This window comes from Mesorhizobium sp. WSM4841 (genome assembly GCF_055811515.1).
Genome location: NZ_JBVVQC010000012.1, coordinates 91,497 through 108,786, shown reverse-complemented (window position 1 = coordinate 108,786; position 17,290 = coordinate 91,497). Strand labels below are relative to the sequence as shown.

Annotated in this window: 8 protein-coding genes; 6 read left to right on the top strand and 2 right to left on the bottom strand. The window is 64.3% G+C overall.

Annotation, left to right across the window (positions count from 1 at the left end; genetic code table 11):
• Positions 1 to 255 precede the first annotated feature (255 nt).
• Positions 256 to 1,002: a histidine utilization repressor gene (gene hutC / locus AC0L14_RS16620; protein WP_473487770.1), complete on the bottom strand. Its 747-nt coding sequence runs from the start codon at positions 1,000 to 1,002 to the stop codon at positions 256 to 258.
• Positions 999 to 2,351, bottom strand: a complete 1,353-nt coding sequence (locus AC0L14_RS16615) for a formimidoylglutamate deiminase (protein WP_473750138.1) — start codon at positions 2,349 to 2,351, stop codon at positions 999 to 1,001. Before AC0L14_RS16615 ends, hutC begins: the two co-directional genes overlap by 4 nt.
• A gap of 100 nt (positions 2,352 to 2,451) precedes the next feature.
• On the opposite strand from AC0L14_RS16615, the gene hutI reads away from it, so the two are divergent.
• The 6 genes from hutI to AC0L14_RS16585 all read left to right on the top strand — a co-directional run bounded on the left by hutI (position 2,452) and on the right by AC0L14_RS16585 (position 17,214).
• Positions 2,452 to 3,687 (top strand): imidazolonepropionase, encoded by a 1,236-nt coding sequence (hutI, locus tag AC0L14_RS16610; RefSeq protein WP_473750137.1) that lies wholly within the window; start codon positions 2,452 to 2,454, stop codon positions 3,685 to 3,687.
• Positions 3,684 to 5,219, top strand: a complete 1,536-nt coding sequence (gene hutH / locus AC0L14_RS16605; RefSeq protein ID WP_473750136.1) for a histidine ammonia-lyase — start codon at positions 3,684 to 3,686, stop codon at positions 5,217 to 5,219. Before hutI ends, hutH begins: the two co-directional genes overlap by 4 nt.
• Positions 5,220 to 5,283: 64 nt before the next feature.
• Positions 5,284 to 6,102: an N-formylglutamate deformylase gene (hutG, locus tag AC0L14_RS16600; protein WP_473750135.1), complete on the top strand. Its 819-nt coding sequence runs from the start codon at positions 5,284 to 5,286 to the stop codon at positions 6,100 to 6,102.
• 40 nt (positions 6,103 to 6,142) lie between these two features.
• Positions 6,143 to 7,813 (top strand): urocanate hydratase, encoded by a 1,671-nt coding sequence (hutU, locus tag AC0L14_RS16595; protein ID WP_473750134.1) that lies wholly within the window; start codon positions 6,143 to 6,145, stop codon positions 7,811 to 7,813.
• Between the two features lie 8 nt (positions 7,814 to 7,821).
• Complete coding sequence (locus AC0L14_RS16590; protein WP_473750133.1) at positions 7,822 to 8,409, top strand: HutD/Ves family protein; 588 nt, start codon at positions 7,822 to 7,824, stop codon at positions 8,407 to 8,409.
• 246 nt (positions 8,410 to 8,655) lie between these two features.
• On the top strand, positions 8,656 to 17,214 hold the full coding sequence (locus AC0L14_RS16585) for a glycoside hydrolase family 94 protein (RefSeq protein WP_473750132.1): 8,559 nt from the start codon (positions 8,656 to 8,658) through the stop codon (positions 17,212 to 17,214).
• The last annotated feature ends 76 nt before the right edge of the window (positions 17,215 to 17,290 follow it).

The following is a 17,290-nucleotide window of genomic DNA, read 5'->3' as shown; positions in this document are numbered from 1 at the left end:
GCCGCGGGCCCCCCCCCTCAACGCCCGGGCCCCCCCCCCCCCCCGCGGCCCCCCCCCGGCCCCATAGCGCCCCCCCCACGGTGGGCCCCCCCCCCGGTGGGGGGGGGGGGCGCGCCCAAAAGGCCGCGGGGGGGATTTTGGCGAGGGGGGGTGGGGTCGGGTGCAACCTCGCCGACCCCACCCCGTCTCGCAGTCTCTGCTTCGCTCCGACTGCTCGCCGACCCTCCTCCCCTCGAGGGTCCTCGAGGGGGAGGTTTACCCCTGCGAGGGCGTGAACCGCGCGACCAGCGTGTGGTTCTCGGCCGCATAGGTGAAACGGACATGGGTGACGGGGTGCTCGGCGCTCCATGTCCGCCGCTCGACCACCAGGCACGGTGCGCCGGCCTCGATATCGAGTGCGGCGGCAATGTGTCCGTCGGCGGCAACAGCGCGGATGCGGTGCTCGGCGGCACTCCACGGCACCCGGGCGATCAGCCACGGGCCGGGCGCTATGGCATGAAACTCCTCGTTGGCGGCCTCGGCCACGGCGGCCAGGTTGATCAGCCGCTGTTCGTGGGCGAACGGCCGCTTGCCGGCGAAATGCCGGCATTCCAGCGCCAGCACCGGTCCGTTGGAGTCGAGTTCCAGCAAGGCGCGATCCTCGGCGTTGCTGCGCCTTTTGTGGCGCGCCACACGCTCGTAGCGATAGAGCAGACCGAGCGCCTCGACCTCGATCCTGATGTCGTGGATTTCCAGCACCGCGGCTTGCGACTGCGGCCGCCGGACAAAGCTGCCAGAGCGGCGGCGGCGCTCGATCAGCCCGGCTTTGGCAAGCTGCGACAGCGCCTTGTTCACCGTCATGCGCGAACATTTGTACTCGGCCGTCAGTTCGTGCTCGAACGGGATGCGGTGGCCAGGCGCCCAGGCGCCGGACAGGATCCGCTCGCTGATGTCGGACAGGATGCGCTGATGCAGCGAGAGAGATTCGCCGAGGTCCACATCCAATGCCTCAGTCATGCTCATCCCGAAAGCGCCGTCATCACTTTGCGAAAACGCTCGGCAATGGCATCGCGCCTTGCGTGCCTGCCGCCGCTGACCAGTTTCTTGCCATGCACCCAGACGCAATCGATATTGGCGCCGTTGGCGAAGATCCAGGCATCGAGCACCGCATCGCCCGTCTTGCTTGCCAGCGAGGGATGCTTGCCATCGAGCGACACGAAATCGGCTGAGGCACCAGCGGCGATCTGCGAGGGCCCGGCGCCAAGCGCCGCACCGCCGCCGTCGAGCGCTGCATCGAATAGCGCGCGGCCGGTCGAACCGCCCGCCACCGCCAGCACGTTGCGGGCGCGGTGGGCGAGGCGCTGCGAATATTCGAGTTGCCGCAATTCGTCCGGCAGGCCGATCAGCACGTTGGAATCGGAGCCGACGCCGAGGCGGCCGCCATGTTGCTTGAACAAAGGTGCGGCAAAGGTGCCGTCGCCGAGATTGGCCTCGGTGATCGGGCAGAGGCCGGCGACTGCTCCGCTTTTCGCCATGGCCGCCGTCTCGGTCTCGGTCATGTGGGTGGCGTGGATCAGGCACCAGCGGTCATCGACCTTGGCATTGGCGAGCAGCCATTCGACCGGCCGCGCCCCGGACCAGGCAAGGCAGTCCTCGACCTCCTTCACTTGCTCGGCGATATGGATGTGGACCGGTCCGCCCGGTACCATTGTCGCGATGTTTTCCAACTCCTCCGGTGTCACCGCGCGCAGACTGTGTGGGGCGACGCCAACGACGCCTTGATTCAAGGTGCGAACGGATTCGCGGCATTTCTCAACAAGCCGCGAGAACCGATTCACATCGTTGATGAATCGCCGCTGGCCTTCGTTCGGCGCGGCGCCGCCGAAAGTGGAATGCGCATAGAAGACCGGCAGCAGCGTCAGCCCAATGCCGGTGTCGGCAGCTGCGGCAGTGATGCGTTCGGCCATTTCGGCGATGTTGGCGTAGGGCTGGCCGTCGCGGTCGTGATGCAGATAGTGAAACTCGCCGACGCGTGAGAATCCAGCCTCCAGCATCTCGACATAGAGCTGCGCGGCAACCGCCTCGACCTGGTCCGGCGTCATCGACAGCGCAAATCGGTACATCACCTCGCGCCAGCTCCAGAAACTGTCGGCGGAAGGGCCGCGCAGCTCGGCAAGGCCGGCCATGCCGCGCTGGAAGGCGTGGCTGTGCAGGTTCGGCATGCCTGGCAGGAGGATGGCATGGCGTTCGTCGCCGGGCTGGGATGCAGTGTTCGGCTCGACAGTAGCGATGCGGCCTTCACTGACGACGATCCGGGCATTGGAATGCCAGCCGTCGGGCAGAAGCACCTGTTCCGCAAAGATCGCCGTCACGTTTTTCTCTCCGATTCCCTGTGTCCCGTGCAATGATATCACTTGCAGTGTGTTTCAATATGTATATACATAATCGCCGCCGATTGAAACGGAAAAGATAATGGCTGGAGAGAGCAAAAGCCGGGCAGGGGAGGTTCGCCTCTGGCGCAATGCGCGCCTGGCAACCATGGCTGAAAGCGTCGCCGGACTTGGCATCGTCGAACACGGTGCGATCGCCGCACGCGATGGCGTGATCGTCTATGCCGGCCCGGAAGCCGACATGGCGGCAGCACTTTTGCAAGACGCCGAGATTGTCGATTGCAAGGGCCGCTGGATCACGCCCGGCTTGATCGACTGCCACACCCATCTGGTCCATGCCGGCAACCGTGCCAACGAATTCGAGATGCGGCTGGCCGGCGCCACCTATGAAGAGGTCACCAAGGCCGGCGGCGGCATCGTCTCGTCGGTCAAGGCGCTGCGCGCTGCCAGCGAGCACGAACTGGTTACGCAGTCGCTGCCGCGCCTCGATGCGCTGATCGCCGAGGGTCTCACCGCCATCGAGATCAAGTCGGGTTACGGGCTCGATCTCGAAAACGAGCAGAAATCGCTGCGTGCCGCGCGGCTCCTGGGCGAACATCGTCCAGTCACAGTAAGGACGAGCTTCCTCGGGGCTCACGCGCTGCCGCCCGAGGCGAAAGGCGACAAGGACGCTTTTATCGACCGGGTCGCAAAAGAGATTTTGCCGGCCGTCGCTGCCGAGGGCCTGCCCGATGCCGTCGACGGCTTTTGCGAAGGCATCGCCTTTTCGCCCGAGCAGATTTCTCGCCTGTTCGACGCGGCGAAAGCAGCAGGCCTGCCGGTCAAGCTCCATGCCGACCAGCTGTCCAATCTGCATGGCGCGGAACTCGCCGCACGATATGGCGCGCTATCGGCAGACCATCTCGAATACACTGACGAAGCGGGTGCGGCGGCGATGGCGAAGGCAGGAACCGTGGCGACGATCCTGCCCGGCGCCTATTATTTCATCCGCGAGACCAAGAAGCCGCCGATCGGCCTGTTTCGCCAGCACGGCGTCAGAATGGCGGTCGCCACCGACTGCAATCCCGGCACTTCGCCGCTGACCTCGCTACTGCTGACCATGAACATGGCGGCGACTCTGTTCGGTCTGACCGTCGACGAATGCCTTGCCGGTGTCACCCGCGAGGCCGCACGCGCGCTCGGACTGCTCGGAAAAACCGGCACGCTGGAGGCTGGAAAATCAGCCGACATGGCGATCTGGGACATCGAGCGCCCGGCCGAGCTCGTCTACCGCATGGGCTTTAACCCGCTGCATGCCCGCATCTGGAGAGGACGATGAGCGAACTCAAACTCAAGCCGGGCAACACAACGCTGGCCGACTGGCGCGAAATCTATCGTGGTGCCGTGCCGAAGCTGGACGCTGCCTGCCGGCCAAAAATCAAGGCCAGCGCCGAGGCGGTTGCGCGGATCGTCGACCGGGGTGAGCCGGTCTATGGCATCAACACCGGCTTTGGCAAATTGGCCAGCGTCCGCATCCCCGCCGCCGACCTCGAGACCCTTCAACGCAACATCGTGCTGTCGCATGCTGCCGGCGTCGGCGAGCCTATGCCGGTTGCGATCACCCGGCTGATGATGGCGCTGAAGCTGGCCAGCCTGGCGCAGGGCGCTTCCGGCGTGCGGCCGCAGACGATCGAATTGCTGGAAGCAATGCTGGCCAATGACGTCATTCCGGTGGTGCCGGCGCAAGGCTCGGTCGGCGCCTCCGGCGACCTTGCTCCGCTGTCGCATATGACCGCGGTAATGATCGGCGTCGGCGAATGTTTTACCCCGCATGGCCGGTTCCCGACCAAGGTCGCCTTTGTCTCGCACGGGCTGGAGCCGGTCACGCTTGGCGCCAAGGAAGGGTTGGCGCTGCTCAACGGCACGCAGTTCTCGACCGCCTACGCGTTGGCCGCCCTGTTCGACGCCGAAGTGCTCTACCAGTCGGCGCTCGTCGCCGGTGCGCTTTCGACCGATGCCGCCAAAGGCTCCGACGCCCCCTTCGATCCGCGCATCCATCTCCTCAGGAAGCATCCTGGCCAGATCGAGGCGGCCGAGGCGCTGCGCAACCTGATGGCCGGCAGCGCCATCCGTGAATCGCACCGGGTCGGCGACGAGCGCGTGCAGGATCCGTACTGCCTGCGCTGCCAGCCGCAGGTGATGGGCGCTGCGCTGAGCGTGCTGCGCCAGGCCGCCGACACGCTGGGCACCGAGGCCAACGGCGTCACCGACAATCCGCTGATCTTCGCCGAGGACGACACCGCGCTTTCCGGCGGCAATTTCCACGCCGAGCCGGTGGCCTTCGCCGCCGACATGATCGCACTCGCCGTCTGCGAGATCGGCTCGCTGTCGGAACGGCGCATCGCCATGCTGGTCGACCCGGCGTTGTCGGGCATGCCGGCCTTCCTGACGCCGAAGCCCGGGCTGAATTCCGGCTTCATGATCCCGCAAGTGACGGCAGCGGCACTCGTCTCGGAAAACAAGCAGAAGGCCTATCCGGCCAGCGTTGATTCGATCCCGACCTCGGCCAACCAGGAAGACCACGTCTCGATGGCAGCACATGGCGCGCGCCGGTTGATCGGCATGGTTGAGAATGCGACGGCGGTCGTCGGCATCGAATTGCTGGCCGCCGCGCAAGGCTGCGATTTTCATGCGCCGCTGGCGTCGAGTGCGCCGCTCGAAGCGGTGCGCAGGCTGGTCAGGGCCGAGGTGCCGCATCTCGACAATGACCGGCATTTCCACCCCGACATGGAAAAGGCCATCGCTATGGTGCGCAATGGCGCTGCGGTGAAGGCGGCGGGGGCGGTGGCGCTGCCGGGAATTGCGTCGTGAGAGCGCACACGTCGATAGGTCGCGATCCTTCGCGCCGTAGAGCGCCAGCGCGGGGGGATTTCTCATGACTTTACCCTCCTGGCTCACCGTCACCCAAGGCACGGCACCCCTGCTGGTCTCGATCCCGCATACCGGCATCGATCTCGCCGGTCTTGAGGACCGGCTGGTGTCGCCCTGGCTCGGCCGCCGCGACGCCGACTGGTGGATCGACAAGCTCTATGACTTTGCCGAAGACCTCGGCGCGACGGTGGTGCATACGGCGATCTCGCGCACCGTCATCGACGTCAATCGTGACCCGTCCGGCGCCTCGCTCTATCCCGGCCAGGCGACGACCGGGCTCTGCCCGACCGAAACGTTCGATGGCGATCCGCTTTATCGCGCCGGAGAGGAGCCTGGACCGCCGGAGGTCGACGAGCGGCGCAAAAAATACTTTGTGCCTTACCATGCCGCCCTGCAGGCCGAGGTCGACGGGCTACGCGCCCTGCATCAGAAGATCGTCGTCTATGACTGCCATTCGATCCGCTCGGTGCTGCCGCGGCTGTTCGAGGGCACGTTGCCGGTGTTCAATCTCGGCACCAATGACGGCAAGAGCGCCGATCCTGCCTTGCAGGCGATGGTCGACGAAATCCTCGCCGGAACCGGCGAGACATACGTGGTGAATGGCCGCTTCAAGGGTGGCTGGATTACGCGCAATTTCGGCCAGCCGCAAAACGGCGTCCATGCGCTGCAGATGGAACTCTCCAACCGCGGCTATATGCGCGAGCCTGAGGGCAAAGGGACGCCCGACAATTGGCCGGTGCCTTACGACCCCGCATTCGCCGCGCCGATCCGCGCCACGCTGAAGCGGATCCTGGAAAGCGCGATTGCCTGGGCCGAGCGCTGACGCTCCGTCGCACAGCTCATTCGAAAGGGACAGTGACGCCATGACCGATCCTCGACATAACATCCGCGAAGTCCGCAGCCCGCGCGGCAGCGAGCTCAACGCCCGCACATGGCTGACGGAAGCGCCGTTGCGCATGCTGATGAACAATCTCGATCCCGACGTCGCCGAAAACCCCAACGAACTGGTTGTCTATGGCGGCATCGGCCGGGCGGCGCGCACCTGGAACGACTTTGATCGCATCGTCGCCTCTCTGAAGACGCTTAGAGATGATGAGACGCTTCTGGTGCAGTCCGGCAAGCCTGTCGGCGTGTTTCGGACTCACACCGATGCGCCGCGCGTGCTGATCGCCAATTCCAATCTCGTGCCGTACTGGGCGACATGGGAGAAGTTCAACGATCTCGATAAGAAGGGCCTCATGATGTACGGCCAGATGACGGCCGGCTCGTGGATCTACATCGGCACGCAAGGCATCGTGCAGGGCACCTACGAGACTTTCGTCGAGGCCGGCCGCCAGCATTATGGCGGCAATCTCAGAGGCAAATGGATCCTGACCGGCGGCCTCGGCGGCATGGGCGGCGCCCAGCCGCTGGCCGCGGTGATGGCCGGCGCCTGCTGCCTGGCGGTCGAATGCGATCCCGACCGCATCGATTTCAGGCTGCGCACCCGATATGTCGACGAACGCGCCGACACGCTCGACGAGGCGCTGGAAAAGATCGAGCGCTGGACCAGGGCGGGCGAGGCGAAATCGGTCGGCCTGGTCGGCAACACCGCCGACATCGTGCCGGAACTGGTGCGGCGCGGCGTGCGCCCCGACTTGGTCACCGACCAGACGTCGGCGCATGATCCGCTCAACGGCTATCTGCCCAAGGGCTGGTCGCTCGCCGAGTGGCGCGAGAAGCGCACCAGCGACCCGAAGGCGGTCGAAAAGGCGGCGCGCGCGTCGATGCGCGAACATGTCGAGGCGATGGTGGCGTTCTGGAACGCCGGCGTGCCGACGCTCGACTATGGCAACAACATCCGTCAGGTGGCGAAAGAGGAAGGGTTCGAGAACGCCTTTGCCTTCCCTGGTTTCGTGCCGGCCTACATCCGACCGCTGTTTTGCCGCGGCATCGGCCCGTTTCGCTGGGCAGCCCTCTCAGGCGATCCCGAGGACATCTACAAGACCGACGCCAAGGTCCGCGAATTGACGCCCGGCAACAGCCACCTGCACAACTGGCTCGACATGGCGCGTGAGCGCATCGCGTTCCAGGGTCTGCCGGCGCGCATCTGCTGGGTCGGTCTCGGCGACCGCCACCGGCTCGGCCTCGCCTTCAACGAGATGGTGGCGAAGGGCGAGCTCAAGGCGCCGGTGGTCATCGGTCGCGATCATCTTGATTCCGGCTCGGTTGCCTCGCCGAACCGCGAGACCGAATCGATGAAGGACGGCTCCGACGCCGTGTCCGACTGGCCGTTGCTCAATGCGCTGCTCAACACCGCCTCCGGCGCAACCTGGGTATCGCTTCATCATGGCGGCGGCGTCGGCATGGGTTTTTCGCAGCATGCCGGCATGGTCATCGTCGCCGACGGCACACGCGAAGCGGCCAAACGCCTGGAGCGGGTGCTGTGGAACGACCCCGCAACCGGCGTCATGCGCCACGCCGATGCCGGCTATGACATCGCCATCGACTGCGCCAGGGAGCACCAACTCAACCTGCCAGGCATTCTCGGCTGAGCCGCGCCTTGCGCATTCTCCGGGCAGCCGAATACCGGTCTATGCCGTGGAAGAACGGCGGCGGGGTGACGACGGAAATCGCCGTCTCGCCCGCAGGTGCTGCGCTCGACGATTTCGACTGGCGCATCTCCATGGCTCGCGTCGAAAGTGGCGGGCCATTCTCCGGGTTTGCCGGTGTGGACCGAACCTTGGCCGTGCTGGAAGGCGAGGGGATCATCCTTGATATCGCCGGTCGCCCGGCGGCTATGGTGACCAAAGCTTCCGCCCCACTTTCCTTTCCGGCCGATGTGCCGACGCAAGCGGCGCTGATCGCCGGTCCGATCACCGATCTCAACGTCATGACGCGGCGCGGACGGATGACCCACGCCGTCGAGCGCGTGGTGATTTCGGCCCCGACAGATATCCAGTCGGTGGCCGACGCGACCCTCATCCTGTGTTTTGACGGCGAGATCACGGTGGTCGGCGCGACGCCTGTCCGCATCGGGCCGCGCGACACGCTGTTGCTCGGGCCGGACGCCCTAAAATGGCGCCTGGAGCCTGCCCGAACGGCGATGCTGTTCGTGATCAGGATCGAACGGGTTGCTGCAAACGATTAACGCCTGTTTCGAAACATGATCGCAACACCGGCGAAATATGCCGTATGCTCAAGTCCACATCACGAAAAAGCCCGAATCCTTCCTTCGATCAAGTCTCGGCGGGAGCGAAGGGGTGATCGTCTGAAAGTTGTGGTGCGAAAACAAACTTTCGACCTGTGTTTCGATGCAACCAATTGCATTTGAATCGGTTTTAGGGACATTGCCGTGGCGGTGACGCCGCTATGCGTCCCTCATGCGGAATTTTCAATGAATATTCAGACGGCCCCCACCCAAATGGAAAAGACGAGCGCGGGCTTCCCGGCCATCACCGAAGAGCCGATACGCTCCAATTTCCTGCCGGAAGAGCGCCTGCGCACGCTGGGTACAAGGCTCGCGAAGGGCGACGTCAAGGATCTGTTCGGCCTGGATCCGTTCGATTTCCAGCCACGCGTCCGCGACAGCGCCAGCAAGATCCTCGAAGTCTACCGCTCGACCAATGCCGCGCAGGCGAGGGGCGAGACAATCACGCCGGCGGCGCAATGGCTGCTCGACAACAACTATCTGGTTGAGGAAACCATCTTCCAGGTCAAGCGCGACCTGCCGCGCCGTTTCTATCGGCAGTTACCGACGCTGAAGCTTTCCGACGGCGCCAGCGTGCCGCGCGCGCTTGCGTTGGCCTGGACCTATGTTGCCCATTCGGACAGTTCCGTCTCGGCGACCATGTTCAAGGCGATCGTCGAAGGCTTTCAGTCCGTGGAGCCGCTGAAGATCGGCGAACTCTGGGCGCTGCCATCGCTGCTGCGCTTCGTTCTGATCGAAAATCTTCGCCGGATCGCGGTCCGGGTCAATCGTACCCGGCAGATGCGCCAGATTGCCAACGAGGTTGCCGACCGCGTGCTGGCGATCGACGACAGCGCCGACCGTCAGGCGATCCTGTCGAACTACGTCGCCCATGCACAGGACACCACCTTCGCCACCCAATTGCTCTACCGCCTGCGCGACGGGTCGCAAAATGCCGGCAGGGCGCTGGAATGGCTGGAGGGCGAGCTTGAAAAGTCCGGCTCCGATGCCGAGGAAATCATCATCAGCGAACATCGCACGCTGTCCGGCGGCAATGTAACCACCGGTAACATCATCCGCGGCCTCAGGCTTATCAACGATATCGACTGGACGGTTTGGTTCGAAGGTGTCAGCCGCATCGACACCTTGCTGCGTGAGCGCACCGATTTCGCCGCGCTCGATTTCTTCTCGCGCGACCAGTACCGGACCGCGATCGAGGAAATGGCGCGCCGCTCCGATCGTTCTGAATTCCGCGTTGCCGAAAAGGCGATCGAACTCGCCGGCCATGCCGCTGTCGCCGATACCACCGGCACCGGTCCGACCGCTCACACCGACGTCGGGTTCTTTCTGGTCGGGTCGCGCCGGCTGGAACTGGAAAAAGCGATCGGCTATCGGCCGACCGTCAGCGTCACGATCAAACGGGCGTTCGGCAAGACCGGATGGCTGGGCATTGTCGTGCCGGTGTTCGCGCTGACGGTCCTGCTTCTGGTCCTCTCGGGCAACGCCCTTGCCAATCTCGGCCTGGCCATACCGTCGATCGTCTTGATGCTGGCGCTGTTTGCCGTGCCGGCCAGCGAAGGCGCGCTTGCCTTCTTCAACACCGTCGTATCGTTGTTCCTGAAGCCCACCCGCCTCGTCGGCTACGACTACAGACGCGGCATGCCGCCCGAGGCGCGCACGCTGGTGGTGGTGCCGTCGCTGATCGGCTCGCGCGACGATGTCGAGGAGAACATCCGCAACATCGAAGTGCATCACCTGGCCAACACCGCGGACGAAATCCATTTCGCTCTGCTTTCGGACTGGCCGGACAGCAAAACCGAAATCGATGCGGCGGATATTGAGATCCTCCAATATGCTCGCGACGAGATCGCACGGCTGAACGCCCGCTATCCCAGCGAAGGCGCGCCGCGTTTCTACGTCCTGCATCGCCGGCGGCTCTACAATGAATCCCAAGGCGCCTGGATGGGCTGGGAACGCAAGCGCGGCAAGTTGCACGAACTGAACCTTCTGCTGCGTGGTGACAGCGACACCACCTTCCTGCCGCTGGATGTGCCGTTGCCTGAAAACGTCATCCATGTGATGACGCTGGACGCCGACACGCGCACCACCCGCGATGCCGTCGCCAGTTTGGTTGGCAAGCTTTGCCATCCGCTCAACCGCCCGCATTACGATGCGGCAAAGCGCGTTGTCACCGCCGGCTACACCATCCTGCAGCCGCGCATCACCGCCTCGCTGACCAGCGGCGACGACGCATCCTTCTTCCAGCGGGTCTTTTCCGCCAATCGCGGCCTCGATCCCTACGTATTTGCCGTCTCGGATATCTACCAGGACGTCTTCGGCGACGGCTCCTTCACCGGCAAGGGCCTCTATCACGTCGACGCCTTCGAAGCGGCGCTGAAGGGCCGCATCGAAGAAAACACCATCCTCAGCCACGATCTGCTCGAAGGCGCCTTGGCACGCGCGGCGCTGGTCACGGACGTCGAACTGGTCGAGGACTATCCGACCCGCTATTCGGTCGACGCGTCACGCCACCATCGCTGGGCACGCGGCGACTGGCAGCTTCTGGGCTTCATTCTCGATCCACGCTCCGGCGTGCCGGCGCTGTCGCGCTGGAAGATGGTCGACAATCTGCGCCGCTCGCTGACGCCGATCTTCTGGGTGATGGCGGCGATCGCCGGCTGGACGTTGCTGCCTTTCACGCAGGCCGCGCAATGGCAGGCGCTGTTGATCCTCACACTGTTCATGGCGCCGACATTCGACATCGTCCACGCCATCCTGCCGAAAAGCGGCGACCAGACGCCGCGCGGCCATTTCTCGGCGCTGGCGCGCGACGTTGTCTTCGGCACCGCCCTGGTAGCGCTGAAGATCGTGCTGATGGCGCATCTGGCCTGGATGATGGGCGATGCCATCATTCGCACGCTTTACCGATTGTTCGTCACTCGGCAGAACCTGCTCGAATGGCGCACTGCCTCGCAGGCGCACAAGAACGGCGACAACGATCTCGGCTCCTATTACGGCATAATGTATGGCGCAGTGATTGTCGGCGTCGTCGGTCTTGCCATCCCCGTTCTGGCCGATTCCACCGGAGCTTTCGTTGCCTTCTTCTTCGCGCTGTTCTGGATCGGTTCGCCGGCCTTCGCCTTCTGGATCAGCCGCTCAGCCGAAACCGAGGACCGTTTGCGCATATCGGCGGCTGACATCCATGCGCTGCGTACGGTTGCGCGGCGCACATGGCATTATTTCGAGACCTTCGTGACGGCCGAGCATCACAATCTGCCGCCCGACAATTTCCAGGAAAGTCCGGCGCCTGTCGTGGCGCCCCGCACCTCGCCGACCAATATCGGCGTCTATCTCCTGTCGGTGATTTCGGCGCGCGACTTCGGCTGGATCAGCCTATCCGACGCCACCACCCGCATCGACGCGACGATGTCGACCATCGAGAGCATGCCGCGTGAGCGCGGCCATCTCTTCAACTGGTATGACACGACGACGCTGAAACCGCTCTATCCGCTCTACATTTCCGCCGTCGATAGCGGCAATCTTGCCGGCCATCTGGTGGCGGTGGCGGCCGCCTGCGCCGAATGGGCGGAGGCGCCTGCGGTCCACCTTCAAGGCGATTTCGAGGGTATCCTCGATACGGTGACGATCGTCGACGAAAGCCTGGCGGAGTTGCCTGACGACCGTCGCCAGTTGCGGCCGTTGCGCCAGCGGCTCGCCGATCGCCTCGACGGCATGCGGCGGGCGGTCGAATCGATCAAGGCACAGCCCGAGATGGCATCGATCCGCACCATCAACCTGGCTGTTCTGGCCGGCGAGATTCGCAAGCTCGCCATCGCCATCCATACCGAGGCCGTCTCGACACAGAGCGACACCATCGCCGACTGGGCGGCGAGACTGGAAGCCACCTGCGAAGCGCATGTCCATGATGCGCATAGCGACGACAATGCCGTCGAAGCCTTGCGGGCCAAGCTTCTTTCATTGCGCGAGCGCACGCGTCGCTTCGCCTTCGAGATGGATTTCTCCTTCCTAATGCGGAAGGAACGCAAGCTTCTGTCGATCGGCTACCGGGTCGAGGAGCATCAGCTCGACGAAAGCTGCTACGACCTCCTGGCTTCCGAGGCGCGGCTCACCAGCCTGTTCGCCATCGCCAAGGGCGATCTGCCGACGGAACACTGGTTCCACCTCGGCCGGCCGATCGTCGAGATCGGGTTTAAGGGCGCGCTGATGTCCTGGTCAGGCTCGATGTTCGAGTATCTGATGCCGCCGTTGGTGATGAAGGAGCCGCAAGGCAGCATCCTCAACCAGACCAGCAAGCTCATCATCAAGCGTCAGATCCAATACGGCCGCTCGAAGAACGTGCCCTGGGGGATTTCGGAAGCGGCCTACAATGCCCGCGACCGCGAACTGACCTACCAGTACACCAATTTCGGCGTGCCCGGGCTGGGCCTGAAGCGAGGTCTTGGCCAGAACACGGTGATTGCGCCTTATGCGACCGTGCTGGCGGCGCAGTTCACCCCGCGTGAATCGGTGCAAAACCTGGCTAGGCTGAGGCAGCTCGGCGCCCTTGGCCGGCACGGCTTCTACGATGCGGTCGATTTCACGCCGCAGCGCGTGCCGGAGGGCACCGACCATGTCGTTGTGCTGAACTACATGGCCCACCATTCCGGCATGTCGATCGCCGCCGTTGCCGACGCCATCTTCGAAGGACGCCTGCGCGACCGCTTCCACAGCGATCCGGTGATCGAGTCGGCCGAGTTGCTGCTGCAGGAAAGGGCGCCGCGCGACATCCCGACCGCCACCGTCAGGACCGAGGCCGACGAGCGGTCGAAGGACGAAACGGAAGTCGAGAGCCCCGACACGCGCATCGTGCTCAATCCGCTCAAGGCGCTGCGTTCGACCAGCGTCATGTCCAACGGCCGCTACTCGGTCATGGTCACCGCGACCGGCTCCGGCTACAGCCGCTGGGGCGAGCTTGCCGTCACGCGCTGGCAGCCGGATCCAACCGAGGATCGGCTTGGCTCCTATATCTTCCTGCGCGACGCCGGCACCGGCGACTGGTGGTCGGCCACTGCCGAGCCGAAGCGTGCCACCGACGAAGAAGTGCAGACGCTGTTCTCCGACGACAAGGCGAGTTTCATCAAGTCGGTGGGATCACTGCGTTCGGAGGTCGAATGCATCGTCATCTCGGAAGGAAACGGCGAAGGCCGGCGGGTGACGCTCTACAATGACGGCCCCGTCGATCGGCATATCGAAGTGACCTCCTTTGCCGAACTGGTGCTGGGCTCCGACGCATCCGACAATGCGCATCCGGCCTTCTCGAAAATGTTCGTGGAAACCGAAATCGCTGCGAATAACGGGGCGATCTTCGCCACAAGACGCAAGCGGGAAACGGACGAGCCTGATGTCACCATGGTGCATTTCGTCACCGACCCGTCTGGGTCGACGCGCGACGCCGAGGCCGAAACCGACCGGCGTGCCTTCATCGGCCGCGGCCGCACCATTGTCGAGGCCGCCGCCTTCGATCCCGGCGCCAAGCTTGGCGGCCATTCCGGCTTCACCCTTGATCCGGTCGCAGCACTTCGCCGACAGGTGCGCGTGCCGGCCAACAAAAAGATATCGCTGACCTTCTGGACTGTCGTCGGCGCCAACCGTGCCGAACTCGAAGATGCCATTGCGCGGCTCGATCATCCGGAAGCCTTCGCCCGCCAGGCGATGCTCGCCTGGACCCGCTCACAGGTGCAGACCCGTCATCTCGGCCTCAGCCTTGCCGATGCCGCCAATGTGCAGAACCTGGCGCGCTATCTGATCTATCCTGATCCGTTCCTGCGCCTTCCGGCCGAATCGATCGCTTCCGGGCTCGGCAAGCAGTCGGGCCTGTGGCCGACCAGCATATCCGGCGACTTTCCGATTTTCCTGGTCAGGATCGGCGATGTCGCCGATCTCGAAATCGTTGCCCAGGCGCTCCGCTTCCAGGAATATATGCGCGCCCGCGGCATGATGATCGACTTTGTCGTCGTCAACGAGCAGGCTTCATCCTACGTGCAGGATCTGCAACGGGCGGTCGAGACGCTGTGCGAAAACAGCCGTCTGCGCGGCAAGGAACTCGGACCCCGCCAGCACATCTTCGCGGTGCGCCGCGATCTGATGGACGAGACGACCTACAAGACGCTGCTCGCCGTCGCCCGCGTCGCCCTGCACACGCGAAACGGCACCATCTTCGATCAGATCGAGCGCGCCGAGGCCGCTGCGCTGCAAGCGCGGGACGCTTTGCAGCCGGCAGGTGCAGCGCTTCGTGAACCGTCTCCGCCGGCGCCACAGACAAGGGCTGCTCAGGCCTCGGTCGAAGGCAGTGCCGACGGCAGCGGGCTCAACCAGTGGAACGGCTTTGGCGGCTTCGAGGGCGACGGACGCCACTATGTCGTGCGCCTTGCTGGCCGGCGCACGACGCCGCAGCCCTGGATCAACGTCGTCTCCAACGCCTCGTTCGGTTTCCATGTTTCGGCTGAAGGCGCTGCCTTCACCTGGAGCCGGAACAGCCGTGACTATCAACTGACGCCGTGGGCGAACGACCCGGTCACCAACCGGCCCGGCGAGGGCATCTATATTTACGATCATGCCAACGGCCGGGCGTTCTCGCCGCTGGCCGCAGTGGTGCGCGATCCCGCCATGACCTACGAAACATGGCACGGACAGGGTTTTTCGACCTTTCGTTCGAAGCGCGGACCGCTGTCGATGGACCTGACCCATGTGGTGGATCCTGTCGATCCGGTTAAAATCTCCCGATTGCGCATCCAGAACTCGGGTTCGGTGCCGGCGCGCCTGCGCGTTTATGCCTACGCGGAATGGGTTCTTGGCAGCCATCGTTCGCGCACGGCGGCGACCATCGTTCCATCCAGGGATGCTGCGACGGGCGCGTTGCTGGCGCAAAATCCCTACGGGCTCGACTTCAGCGAGCGGGTCGCCTTCCTGGCCGCCGACGGCGCGGCACACTCGGTGACGGCCGACCGCGGCGAGTTCATCGGTCGCCACGGCACCAGCGAACTTCCGCATGCCGTGCTCAGCGGCGCAAGCCTGTCGGGCCGCGTCGAGGCGGGCGACGATCCTTGTGCTGCAATTGCACGCGACGTCGACATCCCTGCCGGCGGCGACGTGACGCTGCTCTGGCTGCTCGGTGATGCAGCCTCTGCCGAGGAAGCCAGCGCGCTGGTACAGCATCATTGCAGCAAGGATTTCGATCAGCGGCTGGCTGACAATGAACGCACCTGGCGAGGGTTTCTCGACACCATCCAGGTCGAGACGCCGGACAAGGCGCTCAACGCCATGGTCAACCACTGGCTGCCCTATCAGAGCCTTGCCTGCCGCATCCGCGCCCGCTCGGCGTTTTACCAGGCGAGCGGCGCCTTTGGCTTCCGCGATCAGTTGCAGGACACGCTGGCCCTGCTTGTCCATGATCCGAAACTGGCGCGCGACCAGATCCTCAACGCGGCGCGGCGGCAATTCCCCGAAGGCGACGTGCAGCATTGGTGGCTGCCGCGCACCGAGGCAGGCGTCCGCACCATGATTTCCGACGACGTGGTCTGGCTCGCCCATGCCACGGCACACTACTTGCAGGTGACCGGCGATACCGCGATCCTCAGGGAACAACTGCCCTTCATCGACGGGCCGCCTCTGGAAGAAGGCGAGCACGACGCCTTCTTCACCCCGGAGATATCGAAGAAGACCGCTTCACTCTATGATCATTGCGCACGTGCACTTGACCTTGCCATCAAGCGCAGCAGCTCCGCCGGACTGCCGCTGATCCTCGGTGGCGACTGGAACGACGGCATGAACCGTGTCGGCGAGCACGGAAAGGGCGAGAGCGTCTGGCTGGGCTGGTTCCTGCTGAAGACGCTGGGAGACTTTGCACCTGTCGCCAAGGCGGAAGGCGATACCAAGCGTGCGCAAGCCTGGACAAAACACGCCGACGTGCTGAAGCGGGCGTTGGAAAGCACCGCCTGGGATGGTGAATGGTATCGTCGCGGCAGTTTCGACGATGGCACGCCGCTGGGGTCGCGCGGTTCGCAGGAGTGCAAGATCGACTCGATTGCCCAGTCGTGGAGCGTGCTGTCGGGAGAGGGCGATCCGGCGCGGTCGACGACGGCGATGCAGCAGGCATTGAAAATGCTCGTCGACGACGAGCTCAAGATCGTCAAGCTTTTCACCCCGCCCTTCTCCAGGACGGAACAGAACCCAGGCTACATCAAGAGCTACCCGCCGGGTGTCCGTGAAAACGGTGGCCAGTACACCCACGCGGCGACATGGTTCGTCATTGCGCTCGCCGAAATGGGGCGCACCGACGACGCCTACCGCTGTCTCTCGATGCTCAACCCGGTCAACCACGCGCTCGACGAAGCCGCTGCCGAGCACTACCGCGTCGAGCCTTATGTCGTCGCGGCCGACGTCTACGCCGGGCAAGGCAAGGGCGGCCGCGGCGGCTGGACCTGGTATACCGGCTCGGCCGGCTGGCTTTACCGCGCGGCGGTCGAGGGCATCCTCGGCATTGAGCGCAGGGGCGAGCGCATCCAGTTCAGGCCGAAACTCCCCAGCCATTGGGATGGTTATACAGCAACGCTCAAGGTGCTGGGGGCCGAACTCAGGGTTCGCGTTGTCCGCGACGCCAAGGTCAAAGCCATCTCGCTTGAGGTAGATGGTAAAAAGACGAAGGCTTCGTCTTTCGAACCGAAAGCCGGCGACAATGCTGAGGTGGTCGTCAGGATACCGGCGTAGTTTCAAGGATTTGGAGCGTCTTTGCACGTCTTGGGGGCGCGCGTTGTTTAAGCGTGCTCTAGAAATTCTATTGCGC